At 65.4% G+C, this 15,200-nt stretch carries 15 protein-coding genes; 8 read left to right on the top strand and 7 right to left on the bottom strand.

Annotated elements, in window-relative coordinates:
• Window positions 1-53: 53 nt before the first annotated feature.
• The 3 genes from cysK to IB275_RS22150 all read right to left on the bottom strand — a co-directional run bounded on the left by cysK (window position 54) and on the right by IB275_RS22150 (window position 1,722).
• Window positions 54-1,028 carry a cysteine synthase A gene (gene cysK / locus IB275_RS22160; protein WP_081520320.1) on the bottom strand — a complete coding sequence of 325 codons (975 nt, stop codon included), beginning with the start codon at window positions 1,026-1,028 and terminating at the stop codon, window positions 54-56.
• Window positions 1,029-1,109: 81 nt separating this feature from the next.
• Window positions 1,110-1,310 carry a helix-turn-helix transcriptional regulator gene (locus tag IB275_RS22155; protein ID WP_192291172.1) on the bottom strand — a complete coding sequence of 67 codons (201 nt, stop codon included), beginning with the start codon at window positions 1,308-1,310 and terminating at the stop codon, window positions 1,110-1,112.
• A gap of 22 nt (window positions 1,311-1,332) precedes the next feature.
• Window positions 1,333-1,722, bottom strand: a complete 390-nt coding sequence (locus IB275_RS22150; RefSeq protein ID WP_192291170.1) for a hypothetical protein — start codon at window positions 1,720-1,722, stop codon at window positions 1,333-1,335.
• A 230-nt stretch (window positions 1,723-1,952) separates the two neighbouring features.
• Here IB275_RS22150 and IB275_RS22145 point away from each other — a divergent pair, with 230 nt between their 5' ends.
• From IB275_RS22145 to IB275_RS22130, 4 genes are all read left to right on the top strand, one after another.
• Window positions 1,953-2,798, top strand: a complete 846-nt coding sequence (locus IB275_RS22145; protein ID WP_015476360.1) for an AAA family ATPase — start codon at window positions 1,953-1,955, stop codon at window positions 2,796-2,798.
• A 237-nt stretch (window positions 2,799-3,035) separates the two neighbouring features.
• A complete protein-coding gene (locus IB275_RS22140; protein ID WP_192291168.1) occupies window positions 3,036-4,217 on the top strand; it encodes a vWA domain-containing protein in 1,182 nt (393 codons plus the stop codon).
• Window positions 4,218-4,442: 225 nt separating this feature from the next.
• Window positions 4,443-5,462, top strand: coding sequence for an AraC family transcriptional regulator (locus IB275_RS22135; RefSeq protein ID WP_138212714.1), 1,020 nt, complete (start codon window positions 4,443-4,445; stop codon window positions 5,460-5,462).
• 105 nt (window positions 5,463-5,567) lie between these two features.
• Window positions 5,568-5,783: a DUF3079 domain-containing protein gene (locus IB275_RS22130; protein WP_081520326.1), complete on the top strand. Its 216-nt coding sequence runs from the start codon at window positions 5,568-5,570 to the stop codon at window positions 5,781-5,783.
• A 74-nt stretch (window positions 5,784-5,857) separates the two neighbouring features.
• Here the strand turns inward: IB275_RS22130 and IB275_RS22125 are convergent, their stop codons facing one another.
• From IB275_RS22125 to IB275_RS22115, 3 genes are all read right to left on the bottom strand, one after another.
• Window positions 5,858-6,427 (bottom strand): hypothetical protein, encoded by a 570-nt coding sequence (locus IB275_RS22125; protein ID WP_192224152.1) that lies wholly within the window; start codon window positions 6,425-6,427, stop codon window positions 5,858-5,860.
• A gap of 133 nt (window positions 6,428-6,560) precedes the next feature.
• Window positions 6,561-7,607 carry a class I SAM-dependent methyltransferase gene (locus tag IB275_RS22120; RefSeq protein WP_192291166.1) on the bottom strand — a complete coding sequence of 349 codons (1,047 nt, stop codon included), beginning with the start codon at window positions 7,605-7,607 and terminating at the stop codon, window positions 6,561-6,563.
• A gap of 199 nt (window positions 7,608-7,806) precedes the next feature.
• On the bottom strand, window positions 7,807-10,224 hold the full coding sequence (locus tag IB275_RS22115; RefSeq protein ID WP_494514448.1) for a DUF3772 domain-containing protein: 2,418 nt from the start codon (window positions 10,222-10,224) through the stop codon (window positions 7,807-7,809).
• 294 nt (window positions 10,225-10,518) lie between these two features.
• On the opposite strand from IB275_RS22115, the gene IB275_RS22110 reads away from it, so the two are divergent.
• The 4 genes from IB275_RS22110 to IB275_RS22095 all read left to right on the top strand — a co-directional run bounded on the left by IB275_RS22110 (window position 10,519) and on the right by IB275_RS22095 (window position 14,136).
• Window positions 10,519-11,559 carry a histone deacetylase family protein gene (locus tag IB275_RS22110; RefSeq protein WP_192291162.1) on the top strand — a complete coding sequence of 347 codons (1,041 nt, stop codon included), beginning with the start codon at window positions 10,519-10,521 and terminating at the stop codon, window positions 11,557-11,559.
• 87 nt (window positions 11,560-11,646) lie between these two features.
• On the top strand, window positions 11,647-12,744 hold the full coding sequence (locus IB275_RS22105) for an extracellular solute-binding protein (protein ID WP_192291160.1): 1,098 nt from the start codon (window positions 11,647-11,649) through the stop codon (window positions 12,742-12,744).
• 143 nt (window positions 12,745-12,887) lie between these two features.
• Window positions 12,888-13,826, top strand: coding sequence for a DMT family transporter (locus IB275_RS22100; protein WP_192291158.1), 939 nt, complete (start codon window positions 12,888-12,890; stop codon window positions 13,824-13,826).
• 175 nt (window positions 13,827-14,001) lie between these two features.
• Window positions 14,002-14,136: a PA1414 family protein gene (locus IB275_RS22095; RefSeq protein ID WP_263864840.1), complete on the top strand. Its 135-nt coding sequence runs from the start codon at window positions 14,002-14,004 to the stop codon at window positions 14,134-14,136.
• A 74-nt stretch (window positions 14,137-14,210) separates the two neighbouring features.
• On the opposite strand, the gene IB275_RS22090 is transcribed toward IB275_RS22095, so the two are convergent.
• Window positions 14,211-14,936: an MBL fold metallo-hydrolase gene (locus IB275_RS22090; RefSeq protein WP_192291156.1), complete on the bottom strand. Its 726-nt coding sequence runs from the start codon at window positions 14,934-14,936 to the stop codon at window positions 14,211-14,213.
• Window positions 14,937-15,200 lie beyond the last annotated feature (264 nt).

Below are 15,200 nucleotides of genomic sequence, written 5' to 3'. Positions count from 1 at the left end.
ACCGATTCGGAACGGCAGGTAGGAATCCGCCCCGCAGAGGGGCGGAATAGAGCTTACTGGACCAGTTCCTGGTCCTCGAACAGGCCGTCGAAGAGCATGGTGGAGAGGTAGCGCTCGCCCGAGTCCGGCAGCACCACGACGATGGTCTTGCCCTGCATGTTCGGCTCTTCGGCGAGCTTCACCGCGGCGGCCATGGCGGCGCCGCTGGAGATGCCGCAGAGGATGCCTTCTTCCTGCATCAGGCGCAGGGCCATGTTCTTGGCGTCTTCGTCGGCGATGGTGGCGACGCGGTCGACCAGGGACAGGTCGAGGTTCTTCGGCACGAAGCCGGCGCCGATGCCCTGGATCTTGTGCGGGCTGGGCTTGATCTCTTCGCCGGCCAGGGCCTGGCTGATCACCGGCGAGGTGACCGGCTCGACAGCCACCGAGAGGATCGGCTTGCCCTTGGTGTTCTTGATGAAGCGCGACACACCGGTGAGGGTGCCGCCGGTGCCGACGCCGGCCACCAGCACGTCGACCGCGCCATCGGTGTCGTTCCAGATTTCCGGGCCGGTGGTCTTTTCGTGGATCGCCGGGTTGGCCGGGTTGTCGAACTGCGCCGGCATGAAGTACTTCGCCGGGTCGCTGGCGAGGATTTCCTCGGCCTTGGCGATCGCGCCCTTCATGCCCTTGGCCGGCTCGGTCAGGACGATCTCGGCGCCCAGGGCCTTGAGCACCTTGCGGCGTTCCAGGCTCATGGAGGAGGGCATGGTGAGGATCAGCTTGTAGCCACGGGCGGCGGCGACGAAGGCGAGGCCGATGCCGGTGTTGCCGGAAGTCGGCTCGACGATGGTCATGCCCGACTTCAGGCGGCCGCCGGACTCGGCATCCCAGATCATGTTGGCGCCGATCCGGCACTTCACCGAGTAGCCCGGGTTGCGCCCTTCGATCTTGGCCAGGATGGTGACGCCGCGCGGGGCGATGCGGTTGATCTGGACCAGCGGCGTGTTGCCGATGGACTGCGCGTTGTCGGCGAAAATGCGGCTCATGATGCGTTCCTTAGGTTCGGAGCTGTGCAGACCCAGCAGCCTATGCCCGGCGGGCTTCGTAGTCCAGTCGGCGCACCCGCCTCACTCGGGCTGCGCGTCGCTGAAGATGGCCTCGATGGGCAGGCCGAAGACCCGGGCTATACGAAAGGCCAGCGGCAGGCTGGGGTCGAACTTGCCACTCTCGATGGCGATCACGCTCTGCCGCGAAACCTGCAGTTGCAGGGCCAGGTCCTGCTGGCTCCAGCCGCGTTCGGCGCGCAGTGCCTTGAGGCGATTCTGCATGGTTGCTCCTTTCTCGGATCGGTCAGGCGAAGCGCCGGCGCAGCAGCACCACGGCAACGCCGTAGGCGGCCCAGAACAGCGGGAAGGCGAGGATCACCGGGAAACGCGGCCAGGCGGCGTACTGCTCCAGAAAGCCCCAGGCGCTGAACAGCCCGACCACCGTGCCGCCGGCCAGCATCGCGGCGCGGGACAGCAGGAAACGCAGGAATTCGTCCGGCTCGCTGCGCAGGTAGCGGTCGAATACATAGAGCATCGCCAGCAGTGGCAGCGCCGGAGAAGCGGCGGCCAGGACGCGCAGGGCATAAGGCAGCTTCTGCAGGTCCAGCCCCCAGCTGATCAGTGCGACCAGGGCGGAGTAAATGAACATGAGGGCGGCGCAGGACAGGGTGTAGCGGCGCAGGGCGGGATTCATCGCGGTCTCCTTGTGATGTAAAGCGAACTTAACATCGGGATTTCTTCGATGTAAAGTAAACTTGTCATCGACAGGCCATTTGCGATCAGTCATCCCCTGACCCGCCATTCAATGACTGAATGCCGCGTCTGCGTTCACACTCGCCTCGGCTGCGCGGTATAGTCGCAGCTTGTCCGACCATTCGCCCGGCCCGGCAGAGCGCCCGGCCCGCATCGTTCGAGGATTCACCGATGAAGTTCGAAGGCACCCAGTCCTACGTCGCCACCGACGACCTCAAGCTGGCGGTCAACGCCGCCATCACCCTGCAGCGTCCGCTGCTGGTGAAAGGCGAGCCGGGCACCGGCAAGACCATGCTCGCCGAGCAGTTGGCGGAGTCCTTCGGCGCCAAGCTGATCACCTGGCACATCAAGTCCACCACCAAGGCCCACCAGGGCCTCTACGAGTACGACGCGGTCAGCCGCCTGCGCGACTCGCAGCTGGGCGTGGACAAGGTCCACGACGTGCGCAACTACATCAAGAAGGGCAAGCTCTGGGAGGCCTTCGAGGCCGAAGAGCGCGTGATCCTGCTGATCGACGAGATCGACAAGGCCGACATCGAGTTCCCCAACGACCTGTTGCAGGAACTCGACAAGATGGAGTTCTTCGTTTACGAGACCAACGAGACCATCAAGGCCAAACAGCGCCCGATCATCATCATCACCTCGAACAACGAGAAGGAACTGCCGGACGCCTTCCTGCGCCGCTGCTTCTTCCACTACATCGCCTTCCCCGACCGCGAGACCTTGCAGAAGATCGTCGACGTGCACTACCCGAAAATCAGCGGCACGCTGGTCAGCGAGGCGCTGGACATCTTCTTCGACGTGCGTAAGGTGCCGGGCCTGAAGAAGAAACCTTCCACCTCCGAGCTGGTGGACTGGCTGAAGCTGCTGATGGCCGACAACATCGGCGAAGCCGTGCTGCGCGAGCGCGATCCCACCAAGGCCATCCCGCCGCTGGCCGGAGCGCTGGTGAAGAACGAGCAGGATGTGCAGCTGCTGGAGCGCCTTGCCTTCATGAGCCGCCGCGCCAGTCGTTAATTATCGGGCTGCTGAGCGTCGGCCATGCTGCGTTGGAATCAGACTCGGAAAGCCACTTGTGGCTAACGCACTTTAGTGCGGCCCCGTAGGGGCGAGCGGAGCGAGTAATGCTCATTTACAGTCGTAAACTCCGCTTCCTCGTCTGATTCCGCCTTGCCTGGCTCTAGCTCGCAAGCCCTTGCACCGAGTGCAAAAGGAGCATCGCTCCTGCATCAATGAATCAACGAGGGTGCAGCCATGCTGCTCAACCTGTTCAACGAAATGCGCGCGGCCAAGGTGCCGGTGTCGGTGCGCGAGCTGCTCGACCTGATCGATGCGCTCAAGCACCGCATCGTGTTCGCCGACATGGACGAGTTCTACTACCTCGCCCGCACCATCATGGTGAAGGACGAGCGCCATTTCGATAAGTTCGACCGGGCCTTCGGCGCCTACTTCAAGGGCCTGGAAAAGCTCGACGACCACCTCAAGGCACTAATCCCCGAAGAGTGGCTGCGCAAGGAGTTCGAGCGCCTGCTGACCGACGAGGAGCGTGCGCAGATCCAGTCCCTGGGTGGCCTGGACAAGCTCATCGAGGAGTTCAAGAAGCGCCTGGAAGAGCAAAAGGAGCGCCACGCCGGCGGCAACAAGTGGATCGGCACCGGCGGCACCAGCCCGTTCGGTTCCGGCGGCTTCAACCCCGAGGGCATCCGCGTTGGCGACGCCGGCAAGCGCCAGGGCAAGGCCGCCAAGGTCTGGGACCAGCGCGAGTACAAGAACCTCGATGACCAGGTCGAGCTGGGCACGCGCAACATCAAGATCGCCCTGCGCCGCCTGCGCAAGTTCGCCCGCGAGGGCGCAGCGGAAGAGCTGGACATCGACGGCACCATCGACCACACCGCCAAGGATGCCGGGCTGCTCAATATCCAGATGCGCCCCGAGCGCCGCAACACCGTGAAGCTCCTGCTGCTGCTGGATATCGGCGGCTCCATGGATGCCCACGTGAAGGTCTGCGAGGAGCTGTTCTCGGCCTGCAAGACCGAGTTCAAGCACCTGGAGTACTTCTACTTCCACAACTTCATCTACGAGTCGGTGTGGAAGAACAACCTGCGCCGCTCCAGCGAGCGCACCGCCACCTTCGACCTGCTGCATAAATACGGGCCGGACTACAAGGTGGTGTTCGTTGGCGACGCCGCCATGGCTCCGTACGAGATCACCCAGGCCGGCGGCAGCGTCGAGCACTGGAACGAGGAGGCCGGCTACGTCTGGATGCAGCGCTTCATGGAGAAGTACAAGAAGCTCATCTGGATCAACCCGTACCCGAAGGACACCTGGAACTACACCGCCTCCACGGGGCTGGTGCGCGAGCTGGTGAAGGAACAGATGTTCCCGCTGACCCTGAGCGGCCTGGAAGAGGGCATGCGCTTCCTCTCGCGCGGTTGAGTTCCTCCACGTTTGAGTGCCAGGACGGTGCACCCGCACCGTCCCGGTGTCCGCGAAGGTAACCCTGCAGCCGGGCGGGAATTGCCCCTCCCGGCGTCGAAAGCCCCGCCCCGTGGGGATCGATACGGCCACGCTGGGTGGCCGGCACGCAACTTGCCTCACCCTGACCTGCGCCGGCCGCGGTAACATCCGCTGGCGCGCCGTAGCGTCTACGATGGGCATCGAATGAATCCTCTGACCTTCTCCCGCTCCACCTGGCTCAACTCCCTGCACATGACCTCGCTGACCGTCGCGCTGATGGAGTCCGAGGGGCACAGCCGCGAGTCCATCCTCGAGGGCAGCGGCATCACCGGCGACGACCTGCTCGACCTGCGCCGGCTGGTCAGCCCCTGGCAGGAGCAGCAGGTCTTCGGCAATGTGCAGAACCTCGCTGGCGAGCCGGCCCTTGGCCTGCGCCTGGGCGTGCGCACGCGGATCACCGCCTACGGTCTGCTGGGTTATGCGCTGATCTCCGCGCCGACCCTGGGCGAGGCGCTGCGCATCGGCCTGAGCTACCCGGTGCTGCTGGGCACCTACTTCCACCTCGCGCTGGAAGTGGACGGCGACATGGCCTGGTTGGTCGCCACCGGCTACGGCGAAGAAGAAGAGCTGCGCCCGTTCAATACCGAGCTGTGCCTGGGCTCGCTGAAGGTGGCCTGCGCCGACCTGCTCGGCCAGCCGTTGCCGCTGGTGCGCGCTGAATTCGATTACGCCGGCCCGGCCGATCGCCGCGCGGCCTACGCCACGCTGTTCGGCTGCCAGCTGGAATTCGATTGCGCTCGCAGCGCCATCGGCTTCCCGGCGAGCTGGCTGAACATGCGCCTGCCGCTGGCCGACGCAGTGACCCACCGCGAGATGCTCGAACAGTGCCGCCGGCAGAACATCGACCTGGCCGCGCGCCGCGCCTGGCTCGACAAGGTCCGCGCGATCCTCGGCGAGCGCCTGCAGGAACCGCCGGGCCTGGAAGAGCTGGCGCGCCGCCTGAACTGCTCCTCGCGCAGCCTGCGTCGCCACCTGCAACAGCAGCAGACCAGCTACCAGCAACTGCTCGATGAGCTGCGCTTCGCCCGCGCCAAGGAACTGCTGCAGGACGGCGACATGCCGATCTACCGCATCGCCGAGGAGCTGGGCTTCAGCGAAACCGCCAGCCTGCGCCACGCCTTCCAGCGCTGGAGCGGCCAGCCGCCTAGCCACTTCCGTGCGTAAAGATGCGCATGAATTTCGCGCGAAATTGTCGCAGATCAAGGATCAGGTCGGTCTGACAGGCATAGCCTTCAGGGATCCCACAAGGAAACCCTCGAGGGCCTGATCATGGCCAAGAAATTCCCGCTCAATCCTCCGCACCCCGAGCGCATCTGCTGGGGCTGCGACCGCTATTGCCCGGCGACCAACCTGGCCTGCGGCAACGGCGCGGACCGCACCATGCACCCGGCCGAGATGCTCGGCGATGACTGGTACCAGTTCGGTGACTGGGGTATAGAGGCGCCCAACACGATTCCCACTGTGCAGCTGGAGCCCGCCAGCTAGCACGCTCCGCGCCGTGGCGGCGCCGGAATGAAGAAAGCGCGCACTCCCTCCCCGGAGTGCGCGCTTTCGCGTCATCAGCCCTTGGCGGGAGTGATGCCGTAGATCTTCTGGAAGCGGGCGATCAGGCTGACCGGCTTCTTCTCTTCCTTCTGCATCAGGTAGACCACACGCTCGCCGTTGGGGCCGCTGGCGATTTCGGTGTGGCGGAAGATCGGTTCGCCCAGGCCGTTCATGTCGACCATGTCGCCGTAGCGCTGGGCCACGTAGATCACACCTTCCTGACGGATCTCGCCGTAGAAGCCGGCGGCCGGCGGCAGGCTCTGCTTGTAGAACTGGTAGGAGGCGATCTTCTTCGCGTCCTTGTCCTTGTCCTCGGCGCGCACGACCAGCACAACGTTCTGGCCGAACTTGTCCTTCTCGCCGACTTCCTTGGTGTAGGTGGTCTTGCCGGTCACGATGTAGTCCCGGTAGACGGTGGCGTCATCGAACAGGTAGAGGGTCTCGTCGGTGCGGACCAGGTACCAGTCGTCGTTGTTGGGGGTGGCTTCCTTGCTGGCGACCGGAGCCTGAGCGGCGCAGCCGGCGAGGGCGGCGACGAGCAGGGCGAGAGATGCAGCTTTGTTGGCAGTCTTTTTATTGAACATCTTTGGGGGCTTCCCTGGGTTGAAAGCCTGCGAGTTTCAACGGGTCGCATAACGGATTGATGACGGCAAAATGACGAATTGTTTCCGTGCTACAGCGCCCGTATTCCGGGCGCTGTAGCCGATCAGGGAGGCATTACGGGCGGGCTTCGAGGATCAGGTTGAACGGCGTTTGCGCCGCGCGGCGGAAGCGGCTGAAACCGGCTTGCTCGAACACCTTGCGCAGGCGTGCTTCGCCAGCCTGAGCCCCCAGCCCCAGCCCGACTTCCTGGGACAGCGAATTGGGCGTGCAGATGAAGGTCGAGGCGGCATAGAACAGCCGGCCGACCGGGTTCTGGTTGTCATCCAGGTGGTCATTGGCGAAGGGCTCCACCAGCAGTACCGTGCCGTCCGCCTTGAGCGCCTGGCGCGCGTGCTGCGCGGCGCCCACCGGGTCGCCCATGTCGTGTAGACAGTCGAAGAAGCAGATCAGATCGTAGTCGTTGCCGGGGTAGTCCTTGGCGCTGGCGCGCTGGAAGCTGGCACGCCCGCCGACTTCTGCCTGACCGGCGCGCTGGTTGGCCACGTCGATGGAGGGCTGGTGGTAGTCGAAGCCGACGAAGTTCGACGCCGGGAAGGACTGCGCCATGACGATGGTGGAGGCGCCGTGGCCGCAACCGACGTCTGCGACCTGAGCACCGCGTTCGAGCTTGCCGACCACTTCGTCCAGAGCCGGCAGCCACTCTGCAACCAGGTGCGCGCGGTAGCCGGGGCGGAAGAATTTCTCGGTGCCGGAGAACATGCAGGGGTGGTGATCGCCCCAGGCCAGGCCGCCGTCGCCGCGCATGGCGGCGACCAGCTTGTCCTTGTCGTGGTAGAGCGCCGCGACCACGGAGGCGCCACCGGCGACGTACACCGGCGAGTCCTCGATGGCCAGCGCCATGGCCTGTTCTTCGGGCAGGCGGAAGTTGCCGCCCTGGTGCTCCATGTAGCCGGAGGCGGCATGGGCGCTGAGCCATTCGCGCAGCAGGCGGGCATTGCAGCCGCTGCGTTCGGCCAGTTGCGCCGGGCTCAGCCACTGACCGTCGGCCATGGCTTTGTAGAGGCCCAGTTCTTCGCCCAGGATGATGTTGGCGAGCATCGCCGCGCCACCCATGTCGGTGACCAGCTTGCCCATGAATTCGTTGAGTCTGGCTTCGTCCATTGCGCGATCTCCCGTGCGCCGCAGCGGGGAGGCCCGGCGGCAACCGAGGAAGGAAGGCGGCAGGCGGCGATGCCGGATGCCGCGACGGGCGCCGGCCAACGGCGGGCACGGGACGCTGCAGGCGCAACGACGGCTCCCGCGCGGGACTGTTGCGCAAAGGCCGGCGAGGCGGCTGCCCCGCTGGCGTAACCCCTTCATTCTACGGCGGCGGATTCGGCCCGGTATCGTCGCCGACTTGTGGTGTTGCCGCTTCGTCGGCGGGCTCCGCGCGCGCCAGTTGCGGCCGCTGCAGGATCAGGTTCTGCGGTGTGCTCAGGCTGATGCCGGCCTCGCGCAGGCCGCTGAAAATGGTGAACAGCAGGTCGCTCTTGGTCGAGTACACCGCTCGCGGGCTGCTGACGTTACCCGAGGCGGCCAGGGTCAGGCCGGTGGCGCTCAGGTCCTTGAAAGTCACCGAAGGGGCCGGCGTCTCGACGATGTTCTCGTGTTCGCTGTAGGCCTTGAGCATCAGTTCGCGGACCTTCTGCACGTCGGTATCCAGCGGCAGGGTGAGGTTGATGCCGACCACACCCAGCGCGCTGCCCATGGTCACGTTGCGCACGTTCTGCGAGATGAACTGGGAATTTGGGACGATCACCGTGGACTGGTCGGACATCTGGATTTCCGTGGCGCGCACGTTGATCCGCCGGATGTCGCCCTCCACGCCACCGGTCAGGCTGACCCAGTCGCCCACCTTCACCGGGCGCTCGGTGAGCAGGATCAGGCCGGAGATGAAGTTCTGCACGATGGCCTGCAGGCCGAAACCGATACCCACCGAGAGGGCGCTGACCACCCAGGTCAGGCTGGTGAGGTTGATGCGCAGCGCGGAGAGCACCAGCAGCACCAGGATGACCATGCCGATGTAGCCCACCAGTGTCACCAGCGAGGCGCGCATGCCTGCGTCCATGCGCGTTTCCGGCAGCAGCTCGTCGGCCAGCCAGCGCTTGAGCAGGCGCAGGCCGAACAGGCCGGCGGCCAGGGTGCCGAGGGCCAGCAGGATGTCCTGCGGGACGATGTTCAGGCGCCCCAGTGACTGGCCGCTTTCCACCAGCTGTACCAGGCCCTGGAGCAGCTCGCCGGGGCTGGTGCCGGAGGTGGAGAAGGCGATCAGCAGGGTGGACAGTACCAGCAGCGTGCGCCCCGCGCCGGTCAGCAGGGTGGCGAATTGCGCCTGGTGGCGCGGATCGACGCCGAGGTTTTCCGCCAGCCGCTCGCCGATCGGCTGGCGGGGCGACAGCAGTACCTCGCAAAGGTCGACGAACAGGCTCGTCAGCAGGTAGCCGGTGGCGCACACCACGCTGGCCCAGAGCAGCTTGCCGGCAAAAAAGTACGCCAATGACAGATAGCCGGTGGCCAGTGCCAGCACGATCAGCAGCACCGTGACCAGCATTGCGAACACCAGGATGCCGGCCAGCGGCGAGGTTTCGTGGCCTTCGGCTTCGCGGCGCGCAACGCGATAGCGATACAGCGCGATGCCGTAGAGCAGGGCCGTCGCCAGGGCGGTGAGGCCGTTGACCGCCACGGTCAACGCGAGGCTGGCGCCGCTGGAGCTGTTGATGCGATCCAGCGTGCCCAGCACCAGCAGCATCCAGGCCATCAGCCAGGGGAAGGGCGAAAGGGCGGTGGCCACTGGGTCGGGCAGGTCGGGCAGTCGCCAGGACGGCCTCTGCACGGCCAGCAGCGCGCGGCCCAGGCCCGCGGTGAAGGTGCAGAAGATCACCAGCGAGAGCATCTGGTTGCCGAGGTTGTCCATGTTGCCGCTGAGCTGGCCGTGCCAGTTCATGCCTTCGTGGATCACCGTGGCGCCGCCACCGAGGGTGAGGATGGTGGCCAGGCCGACCGCCACCGCCAGGGCGCTGCGGCGCAGGCGACCGACCGGAATCCAGCGGATCATCGCCTTGGTCAGCAGCTGCTCCAGCAGGCGCCGGCCGGGAATCCACAGCAGCAGGGCGACGAGCAGGCTGGCGATGAAGGGGGAACGGTGCTCGGGCTGCCAGACCGTGGAGAGGGCGTCGCCGATCTGCGCGCGCATGGATTGCAGGCGCGTCAGGTCGTCGTCGGTGGGACGGATCAGGGTCGACCAGAAGCTGGGGCTCAGCGGCGGCGGGTAGCGCGTGGCGATCTGCGAGTTGAACTGGCTGCGGCGCAGGTTGACGATCTGCGCGGCGAGGTCCTGGGCGTTCTTGTCCAGCTGGTTGGCGCGCTCCAGCTGTTTCTGCAGGTCTTTCTGGGCATCCGTCAGGTCGTTGCGCTGCCGGGTCAGGCTCTCGGCCTCGTTGGGCGTGACCGGGCCGAGCACCTTGAGCTGGTCCTCGGTGCGCGACAGCGCGGTGCCGATGTCGGTGGCGTTCTGCTCCGCGCGGGCCTGAACGGCCAGCGCGGACTGCCGCAGGTTCGACAGCAGGCCATCGTCGCTGTCGGCGGAGACGCGCTGGCGGATCAGTTCGAGGCGCGCGCTCAGTTGGTCGACGCCAGCATCCTCGGGCAGGTCCGGCAGCTGGATGGAATCGCCGGCCTGGACGTCGGTCGGCTCGTCGGCCAGCACGGCGCCAACACCGGCCAGCGACAAGGTCAGCATCAGCAGCGCACGGCTGCAGGCGCGTACGAAGGTTTCCCGCATCTTCCCCCATCCTGTGGTCAAAACGCTTGATGATGTTCGACCGGCTCTGGGCCAGGACAATTCCCTGAGCATAGCGCCGCTGCGGTGGGGCTTTGCCGGGCGAAAGTGGATAATCAGCGCATGCAGATGGTTAAGGGTCAGAAATTCTGGCCACATCGATCCCCTTTTGGCCGCTTCCGCTGTTCTGCGCGAGGCGGTCGCTGGGCAGAATTCCCGTCACCGGACAACAAGAATCCTTCAGAGGGTACTCCCATGCTTACCGTGTACAGCGATGATCACCGCCTGCATTTCGGCCAGTCCGAACTGGTCGACGGCAAACTCCAGCCCTGCTTCGAGATGCCCAGCCGCGCGGACACCGTGCTGGCCCGCGTGAAGTCGCAGAACCTGGGCGAAATCATCGAGCCCAAGGACTTCGGTATGGAGCCGATCCTGCGCGCGCACAACACCCGCTACGTCGAATTCCTCAAGGGCGCCTGGGCCCGCTGGGCGGCCGAAGGTCACACCGGCGACCTGGTCTCCACCACCTTCCCGGGCCGGCGCCTGCTGCGTGACGGTCCGATTCCGACGGCGCTGATGGGCGAAGTGGGCCACTACAGCTTCGACACCGAGGCGCCGATCACCGCCGGCACCTGGCAGGCCGTGTACAGCTCGGCCCAGGTCGCGCTGACCGCCCAGGACCACATGCGCCAAGGCGCCAGCACCGCCTTCGCCCTGTGCCGTCCGCCGGGCCACCACGCCGGCAGCGACTTCATGGGCGGCTACTGCTTCCTGAACAACGCCGCCATCGTCAGCCAGGCCTTCCTCGACCAGGGTGCCAAGCGCGTGGCCATCCTCGACGTCGACTACCACCACGGCAACGGCACCCAGGACATCTTCTACCGCCGTAACGACGTGCTGTTCGCCTCGATCCACGGCGACCCGCTGGTGGAGTACCCGTACTTCCTCGGCCACGCCAACGAGCACGGCGAAGGCGCCGGCGAGGGCTACAACCACAACTACCCGCTGCCCCATGGCACCGGCTGGGATGGCTGGTTCGCCGCGCTGGAAGACGCTTGCCGGAAGATCGCGGACTACGCGCCTGACGTGGTGGTTGTATCGCTGGGCGTGGATACGTATAAGGACGACCCGATTTCCGAGTTCAAGCTGGACAGCCCGGATTACCTGAAGATGGGCGAGCGCATCGCCGCACTGGGTATTCCGACCCTGTTCATCATGGAAGGCGGTTACGCGGTGGAGGCCATCGGCGTCAACGCGGTGAACGTGCTGCAGGGCTACGAAGGCGCTGCACGCTGATAAGACGAAGCGGGCGGATGAGAATCCGCCCGTTTGCTTTTCATTGCTCGCAACCTTTTGCGCGAGCGCATCCAGTTGGGGAAGGACATGAACAAGAATACCGCGCTGCGCGGCCTGCTCGCCGCCGCCACCCTCGTCACGGCCAGCGCCGCCAGCGCTGCGCCGGAAGTGCGCATCTACAACTGGTTCGACTACATCGGCCCGGACACCCTCAAGGGCTTTCAGGGCGAGACCGGCATCAAGCCGCAATACGACGTCTACGACAGCAACGAAGTGCTGGAAGCCAAGCTGCTTTCCGGGCACTCGGGCTATGACGTGGTCGTGCCCAGCGACAGCTTCCTGCCCAACTACCTCAAGGCCGGCGTGTTCCAGCCGCTGGACAAGAGCAAGCTGCCGAACTGGAAGAATCTCAATCCCGCACTGCTCAAGGTGCTGGAGAGCAAGGACCCGGGCAACCAGTACGTGATGCCCTACATGTGGGGCACCAACGGCATCGCCTACAACGTCGACAAGGTCAAGTCCGTGCTTGGCGACAACGCGCCGCTGGACTCCTGGGACCTGGTGTTCAAACCGGAAAACCTCGCCAAGCTGAAATCCTGTGGCGTGGCCTTCCTCGACTCGCCCACCGAGGTGATCCCGCAGGTCCTGCATTACCTGGGCCTGTCGCCCAACAGCCACAACCCGGACGACTACAAGAAGGCCGAGGCACTGCTGGCGAAGCTGCGCCCGAACATCACCTACTTCAGTTCCTCGAAGTTCGTCACTGACCTCGCCAACGGCGACGTCTGCGTGGCCCTGGCCTGGTCCGGCGGCGCGATGCAGGCGGCCAATCGCGCCAAGGAAGCCGGCAACGGCATCCACATCGAGTACCGCATTCCCAAGGAAGGCGCCGCCGCCTGGTTCGACGTGCTGGCGATTCCGAAGGATTCGAAGAACGTCGAGCAGGCCCATGCCTTCCTCAACTACCTGCTGCGCCCGGAAGTGGTCGCGCCGATCTCCGATTACGTGGCCTACGCCAACCCCAATCAGGCGGCGGACGGGCTGATCTCCAGGGAGCTGCACGACAACCCCAACGTCTACCCGCCGGCGGACGTGCAGGCCAAGCTGTTCTCGGTGGAAATGCTGCCGCCGAAACTGGAGCGCATCCGTACCCGCACCTGGACCCAGGTGAAATCCGGGAAATAATGTCGCAGATGGCTGGCCGAACAGCGGATTAACGTTGGCGGCCGGCTGGCGCGAGCTGGCATGATCGGCGGACTTTCCTCGAGGAAGCCCGCCGATTGTCCTTTCGGCTTCCCGATTCCTGACTTTTGCTGCCGAGCCTTGCCATGAACTCCCAAGCCAATATCGTCGAGCGCAAGGGCGCCGACGCCTTCGCCATCCAGGTCATGACCGGCCTGTGCGTGATCTGGGGCATCCAGGCGGTGATGGTGAAACTGGCCGCGCCGGACATCGCGCCGATCATGCAGGCCTTCGGGCGCAACCTGGTGGCTGCCGTGGCGGTGGGTCTGATCATGTGCTGGCGCGGCGGCTGGGACGGCTTCCTGCGCCAGGGCACGCTCAAGGGCGGGCTGCTGGCCGGTGTGCTGTTCGCCGCCGAGTTCTTCTTCATCGCCCAGGGGCTGGTCTATACGTCGGCCTCGCACATGGCGGTGTTCATCTACACGGCGCCGATCTTCTCGGCGCTGGCGCTGCATTTCCTGCTGCCCAGCGAGCGTCTGCGGCCGTTGCAGTGGCTGGGGATCGGCGTGTGCTTCGGCGGCATCGCGATGTGCTTCGGCGGCGGCTTCGACTTCGCCAACATGGACAGCCGCATGCTGCTGGGCGATGCCTTCGGCGTACTTGCCGGGTTCGCCTGGGGCATGACCACGGTGGCGGTGCGCACCACTCGGCTCTCCGAGGCCAAGCCGATCCTGACGCTGTTCTACCAGTTGCTGATCGCCGCACTGCTGCTGCCCTTTGCCGCACTGGCGCTGGGCAAGACCCATGACGTGAGCTTTACCGCCATCGGCGTGGGTAGCGTGCTGTTCCAGGGCCTGGTGGTGTCGTTCTTCAGCTACTTCACCTGGTTCTGGCTGCTGCGCCGCTACCTGGCGTCGAACCTGGCGGTGTTTTCCTTCATGACACCGATGTTCGGCATCGCTTTTGGCGTGCTGATTCTTGGCGAGCCGCTGACCCTGAATTTCGTCGCGGGCGCCGTGTTGGTACTGGCGGGTATCACGCTGGTAAGCAGCGAGCAGTGGATTCGCCGGATGCTTCGCCGCTGAATTGGGAAATGTCGTGCTCTTGATTCAGGTCAGGCGCTGCGGCGGGGGAAGACGATAGTCTTTGTTGCAAGGAGTGAGTGGCACGGGCGGAGAGTGGGACGCCGGGCTATTCTTCCTAGGGCGGCCCATGGTGGTAACGGGCCGCCCGACCTGAATTCGTACAAGGAGGCATTCCATGAAAGTCTGGCTGCAAAGCATTGCGTGGAAACTCGGTGTCACGCTCGGCCTGATCGAGCCTCCACGTCTGCAACCCATCCCCATCCGCCGCGACGAGCAACGTCGCCTGATGGAGCAGCGCAGGCGCTATTGATTGCGCCCCGCCCATCGCAAAAGGAAAACCCGCCAGCTGGCGGGTTTTTGTTTTGGCTCTTCTCGGATGGCCCGTTATTCGTGGGCCTTGAACCAGCCGTCGATCATCGACTTCAGCCGTTCCCCGGAGAAGCTCTCGAAGTGCCCGCCGTGTACGGTGCGCACCGGCAGCTCGCGCAGGCGCGCCAGGCTCGCGGCGTAGTCGTCGAGGTTGGAGTGGTAGGCGTCCTCGATGAGCGGGCCGTCGTAGATGATGTCGCCGGAGAACAGCGTCTGCGTCTTCTCTTCCCACAGGCTGATACCGCCCGGCGAATGACCGGGGGTGTGCAGTACCTGCAGGGTACGGTCGCCGAGGTCGAGCACGTCGCCTTCGTCGATGGTACGGGTCGCCGGCGCGGCCTTGACGTGGTACTCGGCGTAGCACAGCGGGCAGTCCGGGTGCGCATCGAACATCTCGTCGTCGACGAAGGCAGTAGCCAGGGTGCGTTCGCCGTCGGGGCTGGCGAGGATGTCGGCTTCGGCCGGGTGAACCAGGCGCTCGTCGAACTCGTGGTGGCCGGCGATGTGGTCGAAGTGGGTGTGGCTGGCCACGGCCAGCAGCGGGCGGTCGGTGAGCCAGGGCAGTTGTTCGCGCAGGCTGACCAGGCCGGAGCCACTGTCCACCAGCACGTCGCGCTCGCGTCCCTGGATGTGCCACATGTTGCAGCGGTAGAAGGGGCGGACGTAGGGCTCGTGGATCAGGCTGACGCCGTCGTAGCAGTGACGGACCTCGAACCAGCGGTCACGGGTGACGATCTTCATGAGTCGGATTCCGGGTGGGATGCGCGACGCGTCCAGCGCGCGGATCGCGGGTGACTGTGCATTCACCCTAACCTCTCCCAGAGGGAGAGGGAACCGTTCGGAACCTGGGGGGGGAGTGGCCGGCGCCGGTAGCTGCGCCAGACACCCGGCTCCGCGCGTTTCCCGCTCCCTCTGGGAGAGGGCAGGGCGGCGGGGCGGGTTGGGGATAACCCGCCCCACGTCGCAAGCAACGTAGGGCGAATAACCGCTTGCGGTTATCCGCCG

This window comes from Pseudomonas sp. PDM21 (assembly GCF_014852505.2).
In the GTDB taxonomy this organism is placed as follows: domain Bacteria; phylum Pseudomonadota; class Gammaproteobacteria; order Pseudomonadales; family Pseudomonadaceae; genus Pseudomonas.
This window is presented reverse-complemented; position numbering and strand designations above follow the sequence as displayed.